Source organism: Petralouisia muris (genome assembly GCF_004793545.1).
In the GTDB taxonomy this organism is placed as follows: domain Bacteria; phylum Bacillota; class Clostridia; order Lachnospirales; family Lachnospiraceae; genus Petralouisia; species Petralouisia muris.
Window position 1 is genome coordinate 80,972 of the sequence record NZ_SRYA01000012.1, and the last position, 24,163, is coordinate 105,134.

22 protein-coding genes are annotated in these 24,163 nt (G+C 44.3%); 4 read left to right on the top strand and 18 right to left on the bottom strand.

The genetic code is table 11. The features are described from left to right. Positions 1-2: 2 nt before the first annotated feature. Positions 3-3,542, bottom strand: a complete 3,540-nt coding sequence (locus E5329_RS07825) for a DUF5717 family protein (protein ID WP_135989014.1) — start codon at positions 3,540-3,542, stop codon at positions 3-5. 103 nt (positions 3,543-3,645) lie between these two features. Here E5329_RS07825 and E5329_RS07830 point away from each other — a divergent pair, with 103 nt between their 5' ends. The 3 genes from E5329_RS07830 to E5329_RS07840 all read left to right on the top strand — a co-directional run bounded on the left by E5329_RS07830 (position 3,646) and on the right by E5329_RS07840 (position 6,865). Continuing rightward, on the top strand, positions 3,646-4,734 hold the full coding sequence (locus E5329_RS07830; protein WP_135989015.1) for a pyridoxal phosphate-dependent aminotransferase: 1,089 nt from the start codon (positions 3,646-3,648) through the stop codon (positions 4,732-4,734). A gap of 27 nt (positions 4,735-4,761) precedes the next feature. Beyond that, positions 4,762-6,501 (top strand): Rqc2 family fibronectin-binding protein, encoded by a 1,740-nt coding sequence (locus E5329_RS07835; RefSeq protein WP_135989016.1) that lies wholly within the window; start codon positions 4,762-4,764, stop codon positions 6,499-6,501. 160 nt (positions 6,502-6,661) lie between these two features. Continuing rightward, on the top strand, positions 6,662-6,865 hold the full coding sequence (locus E5329_RS07840; RefSeq protein WP_135989017.1) for an alpha/beta-type small acid-soluble spore protein: 204 nt from the start codon (positions 6,662-6,664) through the stop codon (positions 6,863-6,865). 82 nt (positions 6,866-6,947) lie between these two features. Here the strand turns inward: E5329_RS07840 and recG are convergent, their stop codons facing one another. The 3 genes from recG to E5329_RS07855 form a co-directional block, all read right to left on the bottom strand. After that, positions 6,948-9,191, bottom strand: coding sequence for an ATP-dependent DNA helicase RecG (recG, locus tag E5329_RS07845; protein ID WP_135989018.1), 2,244 nt, complete (start codon positions 9,189-9,191; stop codon positions 6,948-6,950). Positions 9,192-9,258: 67 nt separating this feature from the next. After that, positions 9,259-10,962 (bottom strand): DAK2 domain-containing protein, encoded by a 1,704-nt coding sequence (locus tag E5329_RS07850; protein WP_135989019.1) that lies wholly within the window; start codon positions 10,960-10,962, stop codon positions 9,259-9,261. Between the two features lie 13 nt (positions 10,963-10,975). Beyond that, entirely contained in the window at positions 10,976-11,332 is a 357-nt protein-coding gene (locus E5329_RS07855) for an Asp23/Gls24 family envelope stress response protein (protein WP_135989020.1), read from the bottom strand. Between the two features lie 185 nt (positions 11,333-11,517). Between E5329_RS07855 and rpmB the strand changes: the two genes are divergently transcribed. Next, on the top strand, positions 11,518-11,703 hold the full coding sequence (gene rpmB / locus E5329_RS07860; protein ID WP_135989021.1) for a 50S ribosomal protein L28: 186 nt from the start codon (positions 11,518-11,520) through the stop codon (positions 11,701-11,703). 79 nt (positions 11,704-11,782) lie between these two features. Here rpmB and E5329_RS29680 read toward each other — a convergent pair whose 3' ends face one another. The 14 genes from E5329_RS29680 to E5329_RS07925 form a co-directional block, all read right to left on the bottom strand. After that, positions 11,783-11,929, bottom strand: a complete 147-nt coding sequence (locus tag E5329_RS29680) for a hypothetical protein (protein ID WP_168356554.1) — start codon at positions 11,927-11,929, stop codon at positions 11,783-11,785. Between the two features lie 68 nt (positions 11,930-11,997). Then, positions 11,998-12,420, bottom strand: coding sequence for a GerW family sporulation protein (locus E5329_RS07865; RefSeq protein ID WP_135989022.1), 423 nt, complete (start codon positions 12,418-12,420; stop codon positions 11,998-12,000). A 14-nt stretch (positions 12,421-12,434) separates the two neighbouring features. After that, positions 12,435-13,427: a hypothetical protein gene (locus tag E5329_RS07870; protein WP_135989023.1), complete on the bottom strand. Its 993-nt coding sequence runs from the start codon at positions 13,425-13,427 to the stop codon at positions 12,435-12,437. Beyond that, the gene (locus E5329_RS07875) at positions 13,403-13,765 is read right to left on the bottom strand and encodes a hypothetical protein (RefSeq protein WP_135989024.1); all 363 of its coding nucleotides are present in this window, start codon (positions 13,763-13,765) and stop codon (positions 13,403-13,405) included. The genes E5329_RS07870 and E5329_RS07875 overlap by 25 nt, the downstream gene beginning before the upstream one ends. A gap of 106 nt (positions 13,766-13,871) precedes the next feature. Then, positions 13,872-14,324, bottom strand: coding sequence for an NUDIX hydrolase (locus E5329_RS07880; RefSeq protein WP_135989025.1), 453 nt, complete (start codon positions 14,322-14,324; stop codon positions 13,872-13,874). Positions 14,325-14,424: 100 nt separating this feature from the next. Continuing rightward, positions 14,425-15,876, bottom strand: a complete 1,452-nt coding sequence (locus tag E5329_RS07885) for a peptidoglycan D,D-transpeptidase FtsI family protein (protein ID WP_275443103.1) — start codon at positions 15,874-15,876, stop codon at positions 14,425-14,427. Continuing rightward, positions 15,833-17,266 carry an FtsW/RodA/SpoVE family cell cycle protein gene (locus E5329_RS07890; protein WP_135989026.1) on the bottom strand — a complete coding sequence of 478 codons (1,434 nt, stop codon included), beginning with the start codon at positions 17,264-17,266 and terminating at the stop codon, positions 15,833-15,835. Before E5329_RS07890 ends, E5329_RS07885 begins: the two co-directional genes overlap by 44 nt. 3 nt (positions 17,267-17,269) lie before the next feature. After that, positions 17,270-19,471, bottom strand: coding sequence for a U32 family peptidase (locus E5329_RS07895; RefSeq protein WP_135989027.1), 2,202 nt, complete (start codon positions 19,469-19,471; stop codon positions 17,270-17,272). 106 nt (positions 19,472-19,577) lie between these two features. After that, positions 19,578-20,255: a cell division protein ZapA gene (zapA, locus tag E5329_RS07900; protein ID WP_135989028.1), complete on the bottom strand. Its 678-nt coding sequence runs from the start codon at positions 20,253-20,255 to the stop codon at positions 19,578-19,580. A gap of 71 nt (positions 20,256-20,326) precedes the next feature. Next, on the bottom strand, positions 20,327-21,319 hold the full coding sequence (gene ruvB, locus E5329_RS07905; protein ID WP_135989029.1) for a Holliday junction branch migration DNA helicase RuvB: 993 nt from the start codon (positions 21,317-21,319) through the stop codon (positions 20,327-20,329). A gap of 63 nt (positions 21,320-21,382) precedes the next feature. Next, positions 21,383-21,988, bottom strand: a complete 606-nt coding sequence (gene ruvA / locus E5329_RS07910) for a Holliday junction branch migration protein RuvA (RefSeq protein ID WP_135989030.1) — start codon at positions 21,986-21,988, stop codon at positions 21,383-21,385. Between the two features lie 64 nt (positions 21,989-22,052). Continuing rightward, a complete protein-coding gene (miaB, locus tag E5329_RS07915) occupies positions 22,053-23,501 on the bottom strand; it encodes a tRNA (N6-isopentenyl adenosine(37)-C2)-methylthiotransferase MiaB (protein ID WP_135989031.1) in 1,449 nt (482 codons plus the stop codon). A 104-nt stretch (positions 23,502-23,605) separates the two neighbouring features. Beyond that, positions 23,606-23,797, bottom strand: coding sequence for a hypothetical protein (locus tag E5329_RS07920; protein ID WP_135989032.1), 192 nt, complete (start codon positions 23,795-23,797; stop codon positions 23,606-23,608). Positions 23,798-23,926: 129 nt separating this feature from the next. After that, positions 23,927-24,121 (bottom strand): hypothetical protein, encoded by a 195-nt coding sequence (locus E5329_RS07925; protein WP_135989033.1) that lies wholly within the window; start codon positions 24,119-24,121, stop codon positions 23,927-23,929. Between the last annotated feature and the right edge of the window lie 42 nt (positions 24,122-24,163).

The following is a 24,163-nucleotide window of genomic DNA, read 5'->3' on the forward strand; positions in this document are numbered from 1 at the left end:
TTCTACAAAATGCCGAATTCTTCCCGTGCCAGCCCGTCCAACCGTCCATAAGTCTCCAGCCGTTCCATCAATGTTATCTCATCCTCCATCTGCCGGCTCACCATCATATCATTAATCAGATCATAACGGCTTCCTTCCGCATGGGTGCAAAGCTCCTGATTCTGCATCTGGCCGCTTTCCGTTACCATCCATTTCCCATCTTTTTCCTCTTTGATATAATAGGGAATCTTTTCTCCGTAAAATACAAGAAAATCCTTGACAAAAAGGCCGTCATACATTTCCGGCATATCCAGCTCCACATACTCGGAGCATCCCGCCGGAAGGTAACTTAAGATTACTTTCCGGCCAGGGCTTGTGCGGTATTCCAGAAATACTTTATCATGATACAGGTATTTGCCTGCAAAGCTTTCCGACAGAGACTTATAAAATCCATAATACTTCCCCCGGGAAATAAATTCATCCAATATCTTTTCCGCCCAGATGTTTTCCTCCTCTGTAATGGTTCTGTCAGAAGCGCACCATTTTAAAAATCCCAGCTTGCATACTTCATTCATCTCCACGCCCTCTTTCATCAGTCTGTATATTTTTTCAAATACATAATCTGATACCACCGCATCTTTTGCCACAAACTGACAGGAGATCCAGGACAAACAGGCCAGTATCACCAGTTCCCTGCCCATATTCTCCCCATAACTCTCAAAAATTCTTTCAATATTTCCCGAAAATTCTTCTGTATACAAAAACTGTATCAGGCAGCGTTCCTCCAGTTCATAGGCGTCCAGCTCAAAATCACAGGCAGCCTGCCACAATTTCATCATTTCTTCCAGGTTTCCGTAGAAAAAGCGGCACATATAATTCAAAATCCGCTCATTGTACTTGCCTCGCAGAAACACACTCCGGCACAGTCCCAGCAAAAATTCATCCGGTCCTTCCTCCGTATCCAGCTCCTCCATACGATGGCTGATCACATGGACCAGCTTCGGCGCAGAAATATTTTCACTTCCATAAGACAGCAGCAGCTCGTAAGCCCGCCGGTAATGGCGTCTTGCCACCAGAAGTTCCATAATTCGCTCTCTGGCGCGCTTCTGCATCCCCTCAAAAGATACGGACAGCAAAAATTCATCCAGGGCTTCACCGGTATAATTATAATAAAAATAGGCAATCATCTGGGGCCTTAATTCTTCCTGGTACTCATTGCTGACTGCTTCTGATTCCATCAGCATCTGCAGATTCGGCAAATCCTCCGGCACATAGGTCTGCCATATTTTTTTGCCATCAAAATATTTCAACAAATACGGCAGCTTCTCTTTCGCCGCGTTCTTTCCCTTGTCCATAAATTTCTCGCTGTCCATCAGAGGAACCACAGATAATTCTTCCTGGGGCAGATAACGGTTTCCTCTGGAATCCTCCAGCAAAATCTGATACGAACTGCTGTAGAGATTCACATAACCAATTCCATGGTTTAGGGGAATCCTCTGCTCCTGTTTCAGCGGATGCTGACGCACCACAAGCTGCCTTGCCTTGGCATCCCTGCAGGTAACCTGATGAGTAAAAAGTATTTTTGACAAATGTCCCGCTATCTCGTCCGTTATCAGCTCCGGCGTCAACACTTCCCGATACACCACAGACATATCCTCATCGATCCTTCCTGCCTGAAGCTGCTTGATTGCAAATATTTCCATATTTTTCCGATAATGCTGATAATTGCTCTTCCAGGAAGATTTATGTTCAATCATGGCCCGGTACAGCATAGCCTGGGGACGGCAGGCAAGGCTGCTGTGGTACTGAAAATAAATCACAACTGCCTTGGGCATTTTGGCCAGCTGTTTTTTCCCTGCCGACAGCATCCACGCCTCATAGATTCCGGCAATGCGAAGCTCCTCTCCAATGCCCAGATGGTACCATTTCCAATAATCCTTTCCATAGCAATTCCATTTCATGCAATAGCTGCAAATCGCCTGAAGCATTTCCTTTTCCGGAAATACGTCGTAACAGGCGCATAAAATCCGATACCAGATGGGATCAAAGTTCTCAATCTCTTTCACAATCTGGCAGACCTGCTCTGCCATTCCCCTGGTAACGGCATGACGCCTGGCTGCCCAGTAGAGAATATTCCGCTCAAACAAATCCGCCCGGTACATCAGAAAAGGTTCTTTCTCTACAATCCGGTAAGCTTCCAGATAAAGAACAGGGCTTTCCCCTGCCGACGCTATCTGCCTGGCAATGATTTCCAGCTTCCTTCCCTTACTGTAATTCAGTTCTTCATCCAAAAACAGCAGCATCCACAGAAGCATGTTGTTTTCCTGGTGTTTATGATATATTTTGCGTATTTTTCCCGTTATTTTGTTGACATACACCGGCTCCGGCTCACGCAGGCTGCACAGATACAGATAATACGCATACAGCGGCGACTCTTTGTCTACGTTGTGCTTGGGAAAAGCGTCCAGCGCCCACTCTCCCTCCTGCCGCTGTTTATTTACCAGAAATGCCTGGGCTCTGGCCAGCAGATACCAGAGATTTCCCGGATCTAACTGGTTCAGTTCTTCTAATTTCTTAACCGTCAGTTTCGTCCAAACCCCTGTTACCATTTTGCGCAGTCCGAAATCAAGATAGAGATTCATCAATTCCACCTGTTTTTTGCGAATTGCAAGCTTTGGCCGTTCCCTCTCTGGATTTCCCTGGGAAACGCTGATTTCCACCTGCTCTGTCTGAAAAGGCGCCTTAAGGGTAATCCTGCCGTAATTCATTCCTGCATGAAGATGCTCTGCCGCAATCATGTACTCTGCCGCTCCGTAGCTTCCCACAAAATCCTCCGTGGTAATCACTTTTTTCACAGGGCAGAGCCATTCGGCGTCGCTGCTGATTTCAATGGCAAGGTATCCCCACTCTTCTTTTTTCAAAGTGATATGCTGCTTGATGGTTTCATTCAGTCTGTAAAATTCTCTCTGGGCTTCCTCAATCCGAAAACTCACCCGCTTCTTCTTCCTGGCGGCAATCAGAAATTCTTCTACCTGGGCCATGGTGCATGGCTTGCGTTTCAGCATCCGGTACAGCAGCCGTTCCTCCGTCTCCTGAGGTTTAAAAATATGGATAAATTCCGGCAATCCAAATATCCTGACCGCTTCCTCATAAGAATTCTGAGCCAGATTGGCAAAATCAAAAATGCTCTTTATTTTCCCCACAGAGCTGTTCACATAATTCCTGGAAACTGACACAGAAAAAGGAAGGTCATATTCTCCCTGATTACTGATAATATGAAAATTTCCTTTCTGGGAATCTCCTTCTGAGAGGCCTTCACTGTGAAATACAAATCTCTGTATAATATTTTCTCCCTGAAACTTCGGATTGGAACACTCCATCCTGGGGCTGGAAGAACAGACGAGCCCCTGAACCATCATATCACCGGCGCTTTCTATCCTGAATTCCCCGGTATAATCTGTTCCCTCTACCACTTCCAGCTCCAGCTTTTCCACGGAAAACTGAAGGATGGAAGAATTGCTTATGCATATTCCTGCTGCCAGTTCCTCTAATTTCTTCTGCAAATCGTCACCTGCTTTGTAGTTGCTTTTTTATCAAGATCCGTTATAATGTATTATTGATTATAAACCATTCAAACATTTGTGTAAATATTTTTGGAGGAAATTTATGTTACAGCACAAAGACCATTTTCACGGAAGTGATTTAGAAAAAATTGAACAGATTTACGGAATCAGAAAAGAAGAGATTACAAGCTTCAGCGCCAATGTCAATCCCCTGGGCATCTCTTTTCTGCTTCGGGAAACCCTGGCAAAGCACATCGACGCCATCAGTTCTTATCCGGATCGGGAATACCTTTCCCTGCGAAAATGCATTGCAGATTATGTGGATACCGACTACGAAAATATTATTATGGGAAACGGCTCCACAGAGCTGATTTCGCTTTTTATCCAAATAGAGCATCCTGCAAAAGCGCTGATCATCGGCCCTACCTATTCTGAATATGAACGGGAAATCGCATTAGGGGGAGGAACCTGCCTCTACTATCCACTGCAGGAAGCTCTGAACTTTGTTCTGGATGTGGATCATTTTACAAAACAGTTAAATGAGAGCATTGATCTGCTGGTCATCTGCAATCCCAATAACCCCACCTCCGGCGCCATTTCCCGGAAAACAATGAGAAGGATTCTGGATGTATGCAAGCAGAATGATATTTTTGTAATGGTAGATGAAACTTACGTGGAATTTGCAGACAATTATAAAGAAATTACCTCCGTTCCCCTGACTGCCTTTTACAATAACATTGTAATCCTTCGGGGAACCTCCAAGTTTTTTGCAGCTCCGGGACTGAGACTGGGCTATGCCGTCACCGGAAACCGGGATTTTGTCAAATCCATCAATGCCAGGAAAAATCCCTGGACCATCAATTCTCTGGCGGTTATTGCAGGGGAAATTATGTTCCGGGACACTGCATACATTGCCAGAACCAGAAACCTGATTTCCGAAGAACGCACGCGGATGTACCAATTGTTTTCCCAGGACAGCCGCTTTAAGACATACCCGCCCAGCGGCAATTTTATGCTGGTGCGCCTTCTGTCTGAGGACATGACCTCCGGGGAGCTGTTTGAGCGGGCTATCCGGGAAAAAATGATGATCCGGGACTGCTCCACCTTCCCATTTCTGGATCATAAATATATCAGGTTCTGCTTTATGACCCGGGAATTGAATGACAGGCTGGCGGAATGCATTATGAAATAAGCCTAAGAATTGAAAAGGAGAACAACCATGGCATTTGACGGAATCGTAATCGCAAATTTAGTACAAGAATTGAACGAAACAATAGCAAACGGCAGAATCAGCAAGATTGCACAGCCGGAAAATGACGAACTGCTGCTAACCATCAAGGGCGCCAGCGGCCAAGTACGCCTGGTATTGTCAGCCAACGCTTCCCTTCCGCTGATTTATCTGACAAAAACCAACAAGCCCAGTCCCCTGACGGCGCCTAATTTCTGCATGCTGCTTCGCAAGCACATTGCAAATGGAAAAATCATCGGCATTTCTCAGCCTCATATGGAACGCATTATCAATTTTGAAATTGAACATCTGAACGATCTGGGAGATCTTTGCCGCAAACAGCTCATTGTGGAAATTATGGGAAAGCACAGCAACATTATTTTCTGCGATGATGAAAACAAAATCATAGACAGCATCAAGCATGTTTCCGCCCAAGTCAGCTCCGTTCGGGAGGTACTGCCCGGCAGGACTTACTTTATCCCGGAAACTCAGGAAAAATCCAACCCGCTTACGGCAGAGAAAGAATCCTTTCTGGCAAATCTTTCCCGCAGCTCCCTTCCTGTGCAGAAAGCTATTTACACTGCTTTCACAGGAATCAGCCCGGTAATCGCAAAGGAGCTGTGTTTTCGGGCCGCCATTGAAGAAACACAGACTGCGTCCGATTTGACAGAAGAAGAAAAGCTCCGGCTCTTCCAGCAGTTTTCTGCCCTGGCGGAAGACATCAAAGCAGGAAACTTCACGCCGAATATTGTCAGAAACGGCAAAGAACCTATGGATTTTTCAGCGGCAGAGCTAACGCAGTTTAGGGATTTTACCATGGAACCCTGTGATTCTATTTCTGAAGTTTTAGAAACCTTCTACGCCACCAAAAATGTTTACACCAGAATCCGGCAGAAATCCGCTGATCTGCGCAGAATTGTCACTACTGCGCTGGAGCGCAGCAGGAAAAAATATGATTTACAGAAGAAACAGTTAAAAGACACAGAAAAACGGGAAAAATACAAAGTATACGGGGAACTGATCCACACCTATGGTTACGGCCTTGAAGAAAACGCCAAAAATCTGGAAGCCTTCAACTATTATACCAATGAGACCATTTCCATTCCTTTGGACCCCCAGCTTACGCCTCAGGAAAACGCCCTGAAATATTTTAAAAAATACAACAAGCTAAAGCGCACGTATGAAGCTATGACAGAACTGATTGAAGAGACGAAAGAAGAAATGCTGCATTTGGAGACCATCTCCACCTCTCTGGATATCGCCACATCAGAGGATGATCTGACCCAGATTAAGGAAGAGCTTATTCAGTACGGCTATATCAGAAAAAGACCCGCCGGCAAAAAAGAAAAAATCAAAAGCAGGCCCTTCCACTATCTCTCCTCTGACGGCTACCATATGTATGTGGGCAAAAATAATTTCCAGAATGACGAACTTACTTTTAAATTCGCTGTGGGAAACGACTGGTGGTTTCACGCCAAGGGCATTCCCGGCTCCCATGTAGTTGTGAAAACCAATGGGGACGAGCTGCCTGACCGCACCTTTGAGGAAGCCGGAAGGCTTGCTGCCTACTATTCCAAAGCCAGAGATAATGAAAAAGTGGAAATTGACTATTTGGAAAAGAAAAACGTCAAAAAGCCAAACGGCAGTAAGCCCGGTTTCGTGATTTATTATACGAATTATTCTCTGGTTGCCTCTCCGGATCTTACAGATATCCAATTGATTGCGGAGTAACTGAACCTTTCCCTTGAAATGGAATTTTTTTCACAAACCGGAAAGAACTGCATGTCTAATCCTGAATTCGGTGCATATACTATAGGTGTAACAAATCAGTTACAAACTATTTACTGTATGAAACTCATACAGCATGCAAAAGACAACAGGAGGTAACGATATGTCTAATTCATCTAACAAAGCGGTAGTACCGGAAGCAAAAAGTGCATTGGATAAGTTCAAATTTGAAGTTGCAAACGAAATTGGCGTGCCTTTAAAAGACGGTTATAACGGAGATTTAACCTCCAGACAGAATGGTTCTGTCGGCGGTTATATGGTGAAGAAAATGATCGAAGCCCAGGAGAGACAGATGTCCGGTAAATAACAGAACCGGGCGGATACAAAAGCAAATCAAAGTAAAGCAGGAGACGCTGTATTTGGCGCCTCCTGTTTTGCTTTGATTTCCGCTACAAGTTCACTGTCTCCATTTGATGATTCATATAGTTCTGTATCTGTTTTCGCAGACTCTCATGTTCCGGCGCTTCCAATTTCCGGTCTTCCTTCAGAAGCAGCGAAGCCTCCTGGGAAGCCAATTTTAACAAATCCGCATTCTGATAAATATCCCCAAGCCGAAACTCCAACAGGCCGCTCTGACGAATGCCGAAAAAATCTCCCGGCCCCCGAAGCTTCAAATCCTCCCCGGCAATAAAGAATCCATCATTGGATTTGTTTAAGATTTCCAGACGCTTTTTGGCCTTACCGGAATCAGTGGTATTAATCATAATGCAATAAGACTGGCTGTCTCCTCTGCCCACACGTCCCCTGAGCTGATGAAGCTGGGCCAGTCCGAACCGCTGAGCATCCTCAATCATCATAACTGTGGCATTGGGCACATTTACCCCCACTTCAATGACCGTAGTGGATACCAGAACCTGAATCTCATTACGGGCAAATTGTTCCATAATCAGATTTTTACGCCCCGATTTCATCTTGCCGTGAAGAGTTTCCACCACAATTCCTTCCGGAAGCTGTTCTCTTAATCTGGCAGCATAATCCGTAACATTTTCCGCTTCCAGACCCTCGCTCTCTTCCACCAGCGGACAGACCACATAAATCTGATGCCCAAGGGCAAGCTCCCTCCTTAAAAAATCATAGGAGGTTTTCCTGGACTCTCTGCCCACCACGCAGCTTTTCACCGGAAGCCTTTTGGCAGGCACCTCATCAATGACAGAAATATCCAAATCTCCATACAAGATAATAGCAAGGGTTCTGGGAATAGGGGTTGCACTCATCACTAAAACGTGGGGCTGGGCTCCCTTTAAAAAAAGCGTCTCTCTCTGCTTCACCCCAAACCGGTGCTGCTCGTCTGTAATCACCAGCGCAAGATTGTCATATAGAGCCCTCTCCTGTATCAATGCATGGGTGCCAAGCACCATAGCATTGGGATAAAGCTGCATCCTTTCATAGGCTCTTCTTTTCTCCTTCTGGGTTAAGGAACCGGTTAAAAGAACAATGGGAACCTGCAGTCCGTGAGCCTCCAACAGCGATGAAAAAGTCTGGTAATGCTGTACAGCCAATACTTCGGTAGGAGCCATCATTGCCGACTGATATCCGGACTGAGCCGCATCCAGCATAGCTAAAAAGGCAATAATGGTTTTACCGGAACCCACATCCCCCTGAACCAGACGCTGCATCACCTTTTTGCCCCGTAAATCCTCCCGGATTTCCAAAAGCGTACGCTTCTGAGCATTTGTCAGCTGATAAGGAAGATGATTCATCACCTGATCCGCCCAGAGCAGGTGTCCTGTGTCCTGCTTCAAAACATCACCATTCTCTTTTATTGGTTCATTTTCAAAAATTCCCTGATCCACTTTCAAAGGAAGAAAGGAAAAGCGGTTCAAAACTTCCTCCATCTGCTCCTTCTGCATTCCCGCAGAAAGAATAAACTGAAAAAATTCATCAAAAATCAGACGCTTTCTGGCCTGCGTAAGGGCCTCTTCACTTTTCGGAAAATGGATATTTTCTAATGCAAAGTTATATTCCGCCAGGCAGCACCGGACTCTGATATCCTCCGGCAGATAGTCTCTGGACAAATCCAACTCCTCCAGAACCTTTTTGATGGTCTGGGAAAGCTTATTTTTCCCCAGCCCTGCGGTCAGGGCATAGCAGGGCCACAGACATTCCTGCATAGATTCATATTTTTCCGGCTGAAAAATCTGAGGCTGTTCCATATGAAAGATCTTCCCTTTAAGGGTAACCTTCCCCAGAAATACGAACCACTCTCCTGGTTTTAAGGTATTTTTCAGATAAGGCATGCGAAACCACACCAAATCTGCCTTCACCGCTCCCTCCTGCAAAGCCAGAGAAGTGATCTGCATATTGCGGCCTGCCCGCACAAAAGGAATCTTTTCCACTCTTGCCGCAATGGCTGCAGTAATTTCTCCCCTGATTCCGGGACTATCCTCTGGATTGAATTTTCCATCCGGAGAGATATGAGCCTTTAAGCCGTCTCTCTCTCCTTCTGCAATTTTTCCAGTTCCATTCATAAGCTCCGGCAATTCTGCCAAGGGCGTAATCGGCGGCAGCCTGTCATAATCTCTGGGATAATGAAGGAGTATATCACCGATGGTGTATACTCCCAAATTGTGAAATAACTGTTCTGTTTTTGCGCCAATGCCCTTCAGTTCTCCGATTCCGGATGATTGCTCCATAAGGACTGCTCCTTCCCGTGTCATTGGGAACTGAACAGACGGTTCTGCACAGCCCCAGACAAAAACTCTATTCTACAGAAATGACATAATAGTAAATAGGCTGTCCGCCGAAGTGCACCTCCACTTCACAGTCAGGATATGTTTCTTCCAGCTCTGCGCCTAACTGATCCGCCGCCGCTTCTTCAATCTCTTCTCCATAATAGATGCTGATAATTGCAGAATCTTCATCCACTAACTGAGCAATCAAATCCCGAAGTACCGCATCCATATCCTGACCTACCGAAAGGATGGAACTGTCTCCCATACCCATGTAATCTCCCTGTTTGATGGATTTATCATCAATCAGCGTATCACGCACCGCATAGGTTACCTGTCCGGTTTTGACACTGGATAATTCTTCCGTCATGCGGGCAGCATTTTCTTCTGCGCTGCTGTCAGGCATAAAGTTAATTAAGGCTGTAATGCCCTGAGGCACGGTTTTCGTAGGAATGACAAAAATATTCTTCTCTTCTATCAGGGATGCAGCCTGATTTGCTGCAAGGATAATATTTTTATTATTCGGAAGGATAAAAATATTATCCGCATTCACTTCCTCGATGGCGTTCAGCATGTCTTCCGTGCTGGGGTTCATCGTCTGCCCGCCGGAAATAATATAGTCTACCCCCAGCCCTTTGAATATCTCATTGATTCCTTCTCCGATGGAAACGGAAATAAATCCCATATCCTTCTTAGGCGCCTTACTTGCTTCTGCCAGTGCATTTTTCTCCGAACGCTTCTTCTCATCTGCCAGCTTCTGTTCTTCAGCAGCCTTCTGGGCGTCTTTGATTAATTTCTCCTGATGCTCTTCCCGCATATTGTCAATCTTTATCTTACTTAAGGAACCATACTCCAATGCCCGCTGAATTGCAAGACCAGGATCATTGGTATGTACATGAACCTTGGTAATCTCATCATCTGCAACCACTACAATAGAATCACCGATGGATTCTAAGTATGATTTGAAATCCATCTCTTCCTTTTCTTCCAGAGGTTTGTGCAAAACAATGATAAATTCTGTACAATAGCCAAACTTAATATCCTGCTCCGTCTCCTGGGAAATCTTCACTACGGCGCTTCCGGCACTCTCTGTCTCTATGGCATAGTCCACTTCTTTCCCCATCAGGGCGTCATATGCACCCTTTAACACAGTGACAAGTCCCTGTCCGCCGGAATCCACCACGCCTGCCTGCTTCAGAACCGGAAGCATCTCCGGCGTCAGACTTAAGACACGATCCGCCTCTTTAATTACTTCATCTATAAATACGGTTAAATCATCAGTCTCACCAATTAATTCCAGCGCCTTATCTGCACCGCCCTTGGCTACCGTAAGAATCGTTCCTTCCTTCGGCTTCATAACTGCCTTGTATGCCGTTTCCACTGCTTTCTGAAGGGCGTCGCAGAGAATTACCACATCAATCACTTCGTATTTACCGATTCCCTTGGTGAATCCGCGGAACAACTGGGATAAAATAACTCCTGAATTCCCTCTTGCCCCCCGCAGAGAACCGGAGGAAATAGCCTTTGCCAGAGAAGCCATGTCCGGAGAATCTCCCAGCTTGCTGACCTCTGCCGCTGCCGACATAATTGTCATTGTCATATTGGTTCCCGTATCCCCGTCCGGTACCGGAAATACATTCAGTTCGTTAATCCATTCCTTTTTCGCTTCCAGGTTCTTAGCCCCTGCCAAAAACATTTTCGCAAGCATCGGTGCATCTACTGTAGTTATCGCCACTTTTATTTCCTCCTTAATCAATCACTCTGACACCTTCTACGAAGATGTTGATTTTCTCGATTTCCATACCGGTAAATTCTTCCACCCGATACTTCACCGTACTGATCAGGTTATCAGAAACAGTAGAAATACTTACTCCATAAGAAACAATCACATGAAAATCCAATGTAATCTTATTATTGTTCAGAGTAACATTTATCCCATGGTTCAGGTAATCACGTTTTAAAAGCCTTACCAGCCCATCCTTCATATTCACAGCAGCCATGCCCACAATTCCAAAACATTCCACTGCCACAGAACCGGCATAAATCGCAATTACATCTGTATCAATTAACACTTTTCCATATTGCGTGTCCACTTGTCCTTTCATAATTTAACCTCCAAAATCACTTATGGTTTATATTATAACCGTTTTTCTGGAAAAATGAAACATATATTTTCGCTTTTTACAAAAAATTCATTTTTCTCTTGCAATATATTCCTCTTTCTGTTAAAATAGCCTTGTTGTGAGTTCGCAGCGCTTGTGGACTTAGTAAATTGCAAGGAGGTGCAATTATGGCAAAATGCAGTGTTTGCGGAAAAGGCGCTCATTTCGGTAAGAAGGTCAGCCATTCTCATAGAAGATCCAATAAGATGTGGAAGTCCAATATCAAATCTGTAAGATGTAAAGTGAATGGAGCTTCTAAGAAGATGTACGTTTGTACTTCTTGCTTAAGGGGCGGAAAAGTAGAAAGAGCATAGTATGACAGGAAAACGGAAGCAGTGCATTGCAGGCAATGACTGCTTCTTTTTTATTTCTTTCACAAATTTTTTCAAAGCTTTAACAATCTCCGCAGCAAAACAGATTATATCCCAACAACAGCAGGATGAAAATAATCAAGATTCCAAGCACTACATTCGGCAGAAAAATCATAATTGCCATTCCCACTGCAATCCAAAACAAAATAAATCCTATCAGCCGTTTCATGCCATCACCAAAAAACGCATATATTACTATTTAATATATGCGCTCTTCCTGAAATAATTCATGATCATTTATTCTGTTGGTACATTCCACTGTTCTGCCAGCTCCTGTGCAGCCGCCTCTTTCGCCTCTTTCTCTTCCTTCGTCTGTTCTTTTCCTGAATTCTTGCTGGTAAATTTATTCACCAAATCCGGAACCATATCAAGAATCTTGGTAATGCTGTCCTGATTCTTAATATTTACCAGCTTCGTGCATCCATTCTGCACGACCAGCACTGCACTGGGAGTAATTCTCCCGCCCAGACCGCCGGCTGCATTATTCTTCTTATCATGGCAGAACGCGCCGGCTCCTACGCCGAAGGATACCTCGATCAGGGGAAGAATAATGGTATCCCCAATATGAACAGCGTCTCCAACCACTGTTTTGGTGGTAATAAAGCTGTCCATTCCTTTAAACAAAGACTGTACCGTTGTGTTGAAATTATTTTCCTGCATAATTTGACCTCCTGTTAACCTCTTATATTTGTGATTAGTTTTCGTACATTTCTGTCTTTTATCAGCCGGATTCCCGAAATCAGCAGATGCAGGAACCGGACATGCCCTGTTGCAAAAAGAATCGCTTTAATATAGAAAGATTCTGAAACAAAATCAGGCATTACAACCATTTTGGACCGTACCCAGAAAGGCAGCATGCCCATGGCGCCCAGCGCTTTTCCGGTTTGATCCGGACGCCCCATTGAGAAATTAAGGGTTCCGGTCACCTTTCCCGGCAGATAATGGCGCAGCAGATACCGGATTACCCGAAGGGCATGCAAAAAAGCGTTTTGATTAGTTTCTTCCAAAATCATGCTTTTTATGTTTTCAATCTGTTCTTTTACCGTGGTTGTCCCATTTCGAATATCGGAAAGCCGCCTGCGGATACCATCGGCTGTTCCTCGTATTTTTCTCCCAAAATTATTAAAAGATAATTTAATTCTTTGTATAAATCCTGGTTTTCTCTTGTTTTTTCTTCTGCGTTTCTTTTCGGAAGATATCTTTTCCTTCTCCTCCGATTCTAAACCGCCTGACCAGTTTGCCTTATCTCCAAGCTTCTGAAGCTCTGCCTTGCCCTGTTCTTTCTCCAGCTCTGAACTATCTGAGCCTTCCAGCTTTGGGCTATCTGCTCCTTCCGGTTTTGAACCGCCTGATGGTTCCGGCTCCGGGCTATCTGACCCTTTTGACATATTCTCCGGCTTGTCTGATTTTCTTTCCTTTTTCCCTCTGTCTAATGGAATAGCAATACCGAAAATACGGAGTTTAAAGGAAATATCTCTGTCCCTGTAATACAGCCTTACATCCAGCAAATGAAACAGCCAGTGAATCACTGCTTTTCCTTCTATCCCATCCTGCGCCTTGACATCTATGCGGTACCGAATCGGAACCAAAATTACGGTTATACACAAAAACAGCAGAACTGCCAGAAGAATGCCGATTATTTTTAAAATGATAAAAAGGATTTCCATTTATGCCCTTTCTTTTGATTTTCTCTGTGTTTTTCCAGAAAATAATTTCTGACTTGAAATGTTCCGGTTTCCTGATACACATCCATAATAATTGTCCCCGCCAGCTCTATGGCGTTCTCGTATCCCCTGTCCACTCCCACAACCAGAAGTTCTGATTTGGGATAATACTTCTGCATCAATTCCCAGGAAGGAATAATATCCAGTAAATTCTCAGGATTGCTGCTTAAGGCAATGATATAAATATTAATCACTCCCGCATTCCGGAGAACCTTCCATCTTATCTTCTCTTTTTTCCCTGCAATGCTTTCTCCTGCATAAAATTCCTGATACCAATCCATAAGTTTCTCCTAAGGTAAAAAGGTGCCCTGTATGAGCACCTTTTCTTGTGTGTAAGGAACGAACTGTCCGGGAATGAATTTGCAAACATACCCTGATGCCTGTTCATTAAAAATATTTTCTGCTGCCCCAAAGATTGCTTTTCTTCAAATCCAGGTACTCATTATAAGCTTTTTCCAATATCTGTTTCTCATTGGCAAACCGAAGCAGATGATACGCCTCATGAAATTTGTAGTAGCCTGAATCGATAAAATATTCTTCCCGTTGTGGTTTGCTGTAATAACTGTCTGCCATCATCAGATACCAGTGTACGTCTTTTTCAACCGTATCCTCCGGTATGCTGAAAGTATACTGGCTCTTTCCTACATACTTAATAATCGAGGCGTCTACTCCTGTCTCCTCCCGCACCTCTCTTGCCGCTGTATCCCGATACTCTTCGCCTGGCTCCACTGTTCCTTTCGGAAGTACCCAGCCCTCATATTTATTCTTGTAATTCTTATACAAAAGCAAAATCTTCCCGCGAAATATTACCACACCACCACAACTCGTTGCTTCAATCATTGCAATACCTCCGATGTGGTTTATAGAACTTTGTAATAGTATACCTCTTTTTCCATTTTCTTGCAAGAATTTTCTATGAATATTCATAAACAGTTCTGAATCACTGATTAAAATAGCGATCAAACACTTGTTTTGCCACTGGAACTGCCGCAGCGCTTCCGGCGCCGCCTTTTTCCACAATTACGGTAACTGCAATGGTTCCTTTTTCTTCCGTGGAAGCATATCCTGTAAACCATGCGTGGCTCTCTGACTTATTATTGCTGAATTCAGCGGAGCCTGTTTTTCCGGCAGCCTGGTAACTCTGGCCGCTTAGCTTAGAACCAGTTCCTTCGCTTACCACCAGAGACATAAATTCCTGCAGCTTTCCCGCCTCCTCTTCCGTAAGCAGAGATCCGTACTGGGAACTGCGGTAACTTTTTACTGTAACTCCTTTGTAATTTTCCGTATGATCTATCACATAGGGGCGCATCAGCACTCCTTGATTGACAATGGCTGCGGTAATCATCGCCATATGCATGGGGGTCACCAGCGTTTTTCCTTGGCCTATGGCTGTCTGGGTCACCTCATCGGAATCCGAATCTTCCTTCAGCACAAAGCTGCTCTTATTAAAGGGATAGGAAATCGGAAGATTCGTTTGAAACAGCATGCTGTCACAAAGCTCGATAAATGCTTTTTTATCCAGTTCCAGGCCAATATTCGCATACGAAGTATTACAGGACTTGGCAAAGGATTTCTCTAAATTTTCCGTTCCATGGACTGCATTGTCATAACAGTGGATCTCCGTATGGTCCATCGCAATGCTTCCGGTGCATTCATAATTATAATTCTGATAATCGGGATGCTCCCGAAGATATTCCAGCGTAGTTAGAATCTTAAAAGTAGATCCCGGCGGATACAGCCCCTGAGTCACCCGATTCACCAGCACGGAATTGTCACTGTCAGTATCGGAGATAATATTGTCCCATTCTGACGCAATGGTATTGGGGTCAAAATCCGGCTTGGATACCATAGCAAGAATCTTGCCGGTGGCAGGTTCTAATACAACCACGGCCCCCCTGTTATCTCCCAAAGCCTGATAAGCCGCCTCCTGCAAATCATAGTTCAGCGTGGTAACAATATTGTCCCCCTGATTCTTCTGATCCTGAATGCCGTGAACCACCTGTTCCAGAAAAAAAGCATGGGAGCGCAATAGGCTGAAATTTCCAAAAGATTCAATTCCTGATTTTCCATTGCTGTCATAGCCTACGGCATGCGCAAACATTCTGCCATATGGATAGTATCTTGTTTCGCTTCCATCCTCCCCTACCACAGTCTGTGCCAGCGCTTTGCCGTCCGCCGAACGAATTTCTCCCCGAATCACATGTTCCGCAAAGGTATCCTGCCTGGTATTATAGGGACTGTTAATAAAATCTTCGCTTCGGAAAATCTGAAAATATGCAAAATACCCCATCATCAGAATAAACATACCCACAAACAGATACGTAATCACTGCAAATTCCCTGTTTCCATTAGTCGAAGTCCTGGATTTTCGTTCCGTGGATGGTTTCTTCATGGGACGAGATTCCTCCTTTCTTTTTGAGCCGCTTTTTCTCCTTCGTTTTATTATTTTTTGTTCCTGTCTTTCCTTTGGACTCTCCCTGATCCCGTTCCCGCATCAGATACAGACCTTGAATAACAGCAAAAATTATCAGTGTGCTTAGAAGGGAGCTTCCGCCGTAGCTCACCAAAGGCAGGGTAACTCCTGTGGAAGGAATGAATTTGATATCGCCGCCCACAGACAAAAAGATCTGAAATCCATAAATGGTTCCAAGCCCCAGAGCCACCAGCTTATAAAAGAAATCCTTCATCTGCATGGCAATGTTCAAAAACATCAAAAAGCAGCTGACGCAGACCAGGATCAGACAGATGGCAAAGATTCCTCCAAGCTCCTCCGCTATGGCAGAAAAAATAAAATCCTGTTTTACTTCTGGAATTTTGTAAGGCATTCCCTGATTTAAACCCATGCCAAACCAGCCGCCCGTTCCTATTGCAAAAAGAGAATGGGACACCTGATTCCCTTCATTTGCAAATACTGCCAGAGGATCCTGCCAGGCCACCACCCGCACCCGCACATGGTTAAAAAGGAAATATGCCGCTACCGAAGCCGCGGCTCCGCAAATCATTCCTCCCGCAAAATAATAGAGCTTTCTGGTGGCCACATACAGCATTACCATATAGGCAATAAAGAAAATCAATCCTGCGCCCAAATCCCGGGACAATACTAAAATAATCACATGCAGCGCTGCCACCACCGTGGCTTTCACCACCTGGATAAACTCTGTAGACTCATAAAACATAGAAGCAACAAAAAAAACAAATATTATTTTAATAAACTCTGAGGGCTGGACTGTAATTCCCGCCACAGAAAAGGATAGCTTGGCCCCATGGGAAACAGCTCCCAGCACGGCTACCACGCCCAGCATGGTAATTCCCGCCAACGCATAGATCCAGGTAAGGCTCCGAACAAATTTCCAACGGCTGATAAAATAAGGAATCAGCATGGTAACTGCCATGGAAACCGCAGCAATGACAAACTGCTTCAGCGCATGCTGGTAGGACAGCCGGGTCAGTATCACAAAGCCGATGCACATCAGCATGCACATATTGTTGACAATCAGCCTGGATACCCGCTTATAAAAGATCCCGTAACATACCTGCACTGCAGTAAAAAATATTACCTGTTCCAGATAAAATTTCAGTAAATCCTGATTTTTCGTGGCAAGATACAGAACCGCATAGGCATTCAGATGAAACAAGTACATATAGACCACCTGTTTTCTGAATTTCCACGCCTGTTCTTCCAGGTCCACATTTCTCTTCAGGGAAGAAAAACATTGCCAGGTATACAGTGCAAAAAGAATAATCATTGTATATTTGGATAACTCAGTAATTAAATGTACCATAAACTATTCTACTCCTCGTTTCCAGTGCCCGTTGGTATAATCCTGCAGATATTTCTCACGGCTGTCTCCCTGGGAGGATACGGCCTGCCTGTAACATGCAAAAATCTGTTCTGCCTCTCCTCTCTTCTCTGTGGTAAAGGAAAGCCTTACCGATTCCGGCTTCAGCAAACGTATCTCTTTCATATGATGCAGCAAAGACAGCGGACTTACATTATAAATAATATTATAGCAATCGCTGCATTGATTCCTCACCGGAAACAATTTCCCATAACGATCTTTCAACTGTAAAATCCCTGGCTTACGGTCGCATTCTGATGTGTTTTTATGTAAACACTGACTGCTGATCATCAACGGCTGACGGCCATAAAGAATCATTTCTCCCTTCTGCCAGTCCAGCTTCTTTAATTCCTTAAGGTTTAATTCCACTGGAAGGGTCAGATGAACCAGGGACAGTTCTTCCCAAGCCAGAACCGCTTCTTTGGAATATCCGTACAACTGATAATCTCCCTGAACCTGTTGAGAATTAACCCCCATTTCCTTCAGAAACTGAATCTCCTCCAGATTCCGCACCAGATATCCGTCTGCAAATGGGGCTATTTCCTGCCAGCGGCTGTAAAACCAACGGGCAGCTTTCATTCGGAACATATGCGGAAGGGCCAGATAGCATTCTTTTCCTGCTTCCCGGATGCGCGCCGACAGACTGCGCAATTGTTCTGTGAGAATCTCTCTGGAACAGAGAAAAGATTCCAGATAAATCCGATCCGTTTCCGGCTGACTTAAGGCAACTTTCAGCTGTTCTGAAGTTTCTGCCAGAACATGAAGCTTTATCTCTTTTTCCCGGACAGGATTCACAATATCCTTCGGCAAGCATTCTGCTGCCAAAGCCTCTTCTTTTCTTCGGTACTTTTTCAGAATTTCCTCCTGCAGCCGTTCCAGTCCGTCTCTGCGAAGCTGATTCAGTTCTCCAACCGGAAGAAATACAGATTCTCCCAGTTCCACTTTCATTTCTTCAAATATAAAGGGGGTATTTCCGGTTTTTTGTATTCTTTCCAGAACCCCTTCCTCTGTCAGCGGCTGCTTCACCGCCGGCTGCACCGGTTTACCTGTCACTTCCACCTGAATATCCTTATAGTTTAACATAAGATACGCCGGAGTTTCCTGAAAAAGTCTTAAGGTTCCTTTGATTTTTTCTTTCTGTTCCGGTAATGTTTCCTTAGGATTTTTTAGAATTTCTTTTCCTTTTTCATGCGAAGGCTTCCGAAAAGTAATCATATTTTTCCCATTTTGCCTGGTATAATATCCATCGGTAAATCCGCAGCGGTTACCCAAATCTTTCAAACGTTTCCTGTCCTCTTCTTCTGCCTGATATCCCTGTCCGTTATTCTCTTCATATCTGTCCAGGTATTTTCGGTAAATTCCCGTTACTCCGGCCGCATATTCCGCCTGCTTCATCCGCCCTTCAATTTTAAAAGAATACACTCCGCTTTGAATCATCTGGGGAATCAGGTCAACGGCGCACAAATCCTTCATGCTCAGCAGATAGTTTCCTGAAACTTTCCCGGATGGTTCTTTCGCTTCGCTTTGCAGCTCATAGGGCAGACGGCAGGGCTGCGCACACCGTCCCCGATTTCCGCTTCTGCCTCCAATCATACTGCTTAGCAGGCACTGCCCCGAATAGCCGTAACAGAGGGCTCCATGGACAAAGCATTCAATTTCAGCCCCAGTCTCCTGATAAATATGGGAAATTTCCTCCAGTGAAAGCTCCCTTGCCAACACAATCCGGCTGCATCCTGCCTCCAGCATAAGCTTTGCGCCGTAAGCTCCGGTAATCGTCATCTGTGTACTGGCATGAATGGGCAAATGCGGAAAATGGTTTCGAATATACCGAAACGCCCCAAGATCCTGTACAATTACTCCATCCAGTCCTGCTTCATAAAGAGGCTTAAGATATTCATAAAGTTCCTGAACTTCATATTCCTTTAAGAGCGTATTAACCGTAAGGTAAAAGCGCTTTCCCCTCAGATGAAGATAGTCTAAAGCTTCCAGCAGTTCTTTTTCCGTAAAATTATCGGCATAGGCCCTTGCACCGAATTTACTTCCTGCCCCATACACGGCGTCTGCCCCCGCATTTGCCACTGCTTTTAAAATATCGAAAGAGCCTGCTGGCGCTAAAAGTTCTGTGTTTTTTCTGAAATTTCTGTCCATACTTCTGCTCCTTAAGAGAAAAGCGGCTCAAGAAGCCTGCTTTGCCTTGAGCCGCCTTTCTCTAACGAAATAATTGAAACGCCGCAAGGCGCCTGCCATTGCCATTTTATTCCGCCTTGTTCTCCGTTTTCCCGAAATCATGCTGTTTCTCTGCTGAATTTCCATTGGGATGATTCTGAGTTCCCGCTGAATGCTCATTAGAATTATTCCTCTGTCCCGCTGGATTTCCATTGGGATGATTCTGAGTTCCCGCTGAATGCTCATTAGAATTATTCCTCTGTCCCGTTGGCGTTGAATTCCCATTGGAACCATTTTGTTTTCCAGCAGGATTCCCGCTGGAACTATTCTTCTCAGGGGCTGCTTGTCCCTTAACCTTCCCCAGCAATGCATCTTCCAGAGCAGCTTCCAGCTTTGATTTCTGCAGCAGCAGCTTCCGGTTCTCCTTTGACAATTGTGTTGCTTCTTTCTCACTGCTTTCCGCTTTAATTCTCAGAGAAATTAATTCATGTTTTGCTTCATAAAGTTCTTTTTCCTTTTCCTTTACATCCTGATCTAATTTCTCCGCCTGTTCCTTCGCCTTAAAATAATCGTCTGCAATGTTAAGCTCCACCAAAGTAGACTTCATCTCTCCCGGCAAACGCCGAAACTGCTCCATTTCATCAAACTCATTTATTTTACTATTAATATAATTAGCCACTCTTTGCAGGTAGTCTTCACTTTCGTAACCGCTTAATGTGTAAATTTTTCCTCCAATCAACACATCGGCACTGGTTTTTGCTGACATATATTCATCCTCTCCTGATTTAATCTGTTCCATGTGTTTCATTATAACTGATTTTTCCAGAAAAACAAATACTATTTTGCAATTCCAAAATGTTGATAAGCAAAATCAGTGGCAACCCTGCCTTTGGGCGTACGGTTCACAAACCCGTTTTTCACCAGATAAGGTTCATATACATCCTCAATGGTTCCTGCATCTTCCCCCAAAGACGCTGCAAGAGTATCCAGTCCCACCGGACCGCCCTGAAACTTCTCAATCATAGTCAGCAGGATGTTCCGGTCATTCTGATCCAGTCCGAATTTGTCCACTTCCAGTAAATCCAGTGCAAAAACTGCCACTTCCCTGTTAATTTTCCCATCATATTTTACCTGGGCAAAATCCCGCACCCGTTTCAGAAGGCGGTTGGCAAGTCTGGGCGTTCCTCGGGATCTTCTTGCCAGCTCAAACGCCCCTTCTTCATCAATTTCCACTTCCAGTTTCACTGCTGAATGCAGGATAATTGTTTTTAATTCCTCCGGATTATAAAATTCCAGATGATCCACAACCCCAAACCGATCCCGCAGAGGCGCAGACAACAGCCCCGCCCTTGTGGTAGCCCCTACCAGCGTAAAATGGGGCAGATCCAGACGAATAGACCTGGCTGTCGCCCCCTTTCCAATCATAATGTCAATGACATAATCCTCCATGGCAGGATAAAGAACCTCCTCCACCTGCCGGTTCAGACGGTGAATTTCATCTACAAATAAAATATCCCCTTCCTGCAGGCCGCTTAAAATCGCCGCCATTTCTCCAGGTTTCCCAATGGCAGGTCCAGAAGTGATTTTCATATGTACATTCATTTCATTGGCGATAATTCCCGCCAGTGTGGTTTTTCCAAGACCCGGAGGGCCGTAAAACAGCACGTGATCCAGAGACTCTCCTCTCTGTTTTGCCGCTTCGATGTAGATTTTCAGCGTCTTCTTCGCCTTTTCCTGTCCAATGTACTCTTCCAGTCTCTGGGGCCGCAGGCTGGTTTCTATTTTCAGATCCTCTTCCTGAATCTGGGTGGAAATGACACGTTTTTCCATGAGAAATTTCCTTTCTATATCGTAACAGTTCTTCGAACATGCTTGAAACATAAACTGCGCGCCTTAAATCATCTGCTTTAAGGCTGCTTTCAGCACTTCCTCAACTGTAATATCCGGAACCAGTTCCACGCCACTGACCGCCTTGAATGCTTCTGCAGAAGAATAACCTAAGGCCGTCAGCGCCTGTACTGCTTCGCTCTTAACGCCGGAAAGAGAATCATTCTGTTTTGCTGAAATATTTGCCTGCTTCTGTTCCACAACGTCTTCCAGCTTTAACTTATCCTTTAATTCCAGAATGACCCTCTGGGCTGTTTTATTGCCAATGCCAGGCGCTTTGGCAATGGCTTTGGCATCCTCTCCCAGAACTGCAAAGCGAAGGTCGTCCGGCGTCATAACCGTTAAAACCGCCAGGGCGCCTTTGGGGCCGATGCCGCTGACTCCCAGCAATAACCGGAAGATGTTCAGGTCATCCCTGGTCAGAAAGCCATACAGCTCCATCAGTTCTTCTTTTACATGAAGGTAGGTATATATTTTCACGGTCTGGCCTGTTCCGGTAAAATTATCAATCATACTGGCCGGAATATGTACGTTATAACCAATGTGATTCACTTCAACTACAATGGTATCCTCCAAAATCTCAACCAGTTCGCCTTTCAGATAAGAATACATATCTCTCCTTTTATCCCTTTCACTATAAACAATTCTAACAACCTGAACTTCATGTTACACAAAATCATTCTACTGCCTCGCCGTAAAAGTAAAAGCCTTTGCATTCCTTTAATTTCACGTGAATAATTTTACCAATCATTTCCTCTGTTCCAGGCAGATGCACAACAAAGTTGCTGCTTAATCTTCCGGTTACCAGAGTTTTATCCTGTTCATTCACCTCTTCCACCAGAACAGGCTCCGTCTTTCCAGTATAGGCGCTTGCTTTCTTGGCAGCAATCCGCTGCACTTCTTTTAAAAGCCTCTGAAACCGTTCCTTTACCACATCTTCCGGAATCTGGTCCCCTTTCGCTGCTGCCGGCGTTCCAGTGCGTTTGGAATAAATAAAGGTAAAAGCGCTTTCATATCCCACCTGTTTCACCATGTCCATAGTCTCCAGAAAATCCTCTTCCGTCTCGCCGGGAAATCCCACAATAATGTCTGTGGTCAGCGCGATATCCGGCACCGCCTTCCGAAGCTTTTCCACCAGGGATAAATACTGCTCTTTTCCATACTGACGATTCATCTCTTTCAAAATGCGGCTGCTGCCAGACTGAAGAGGCAGATGCAGATGACGGCATATCTTTTCTGAGTTCCTCATCACTTCAATCAATTCCTCAGACAAATCCTTGGGGTGGGAGGTCATAAACCGGATTCGTTTAATTCCTTCAATCTTCTCTATTCTTCTGAGCAATTCTGCGAAAGTTATTGGTTCTTTTAAGTTTTTACCATATGAATTCACATTCTGTCCCAGAAGCATAACTTCCACAACGCCGTCTGCCGCAAGCTTTTCAATTTCCAGAAGAATATCCTCCGGCTTCCGGCTCCTCTCTCTCCCCCGGACATAAGGAACAATGCAATAACTGCAGAAATTATTGCATCCAAACATAATATTAACTCCTGATTTAAAATTATATTTTCTCTCCACAGGCAGATCTTCCACAATTTTATCGGTATCTTTCCAGATATCAATAACCATTCCCTTCTGCATCAGGGAAGTCTCCAATAATTCTGCAAATTTATAAATATTATGGGTGCCGAATACCAAATTGACAAAAGGATAACTCCTTTGCAATTTCTCAATCACTTCCGGCTCCTGCATCATACAGCCGCAAAGAGCAATCTTCATATGAGGATGGCATTTCTTATAAGCGTTCAGATATCCAAGCCGTCCCCAGACTTTATTATTTGCATTTTCCCGTACCGTGCAGGTATTATAGAGGACAAAATCAGCTTCCTCGTTGTCCGACTGTTCAAATCCAATATTTTCCAGAATCCCCATCAGCTTCTCAGAATCCCTGGCATTCATCTGACAGCCGAAGGTCTGAATGCAGGCGGCAGGCCGGCGGCCCTTTTGCTCTATAAAATCCTGTACCCAGTTCCGGCATTTTGCCATATAGTAGTACTGTCTGGCCGGTTCTTCTGAAGGGGGATCTGAATTTATGTCTATTTTATCTAAATCAACTTCATTATACATTTCTCTTGATATTTTTACCTTTCTATCATGTAATTGTAAAAAGAAACAGTTTTTTACCGTACTGCTTTATGCTCAAGCGGGATGCTCGTTTCTTTTTATATTTCTTAATCCCAATTTACAGCCTCATGTGGTATTGTTCCGTTTATTGCTCTGTCTTCCTGTCCAATTTTTAAGGCTTCTAATTCTTCCGGTTCAGGAACCACTTTTGGTACAAATTTTACAATTACTCTATACAAAGTATCAATATCCTTTTCCGGAACCAGTTCTATTAAATTTTTTAATGTTTCCTTACTCATATTTTGTCACCTGCTCCTATAATCTTTTATACGCTTGTCCTCCTGGAATGATATTGTCAATATATATTATATCATCTTCTATTGAAAACAGCACTCTTAAATCTCCAACTCTCAAGCGATATCCACTATCTATTTCCATGCAACTTTTTCAATCATTTCTGGAATTCCTTGTGCAGCATTTGCCTTTGCTAATGCGCCTTTTAATTTAGCAGTATATTTTTTGCCATCTTCTTGGTAAAAGAAGAACCCCTGAATGTACCGTAAATACTTCAAGGGTTCAACGTTTTGCGCTATAAGAACTTCAATCTCTCTGCCCGTTGGCAATTATAGCATATGCCGTTCCAATTTGCAATATTTTCTGAAAAA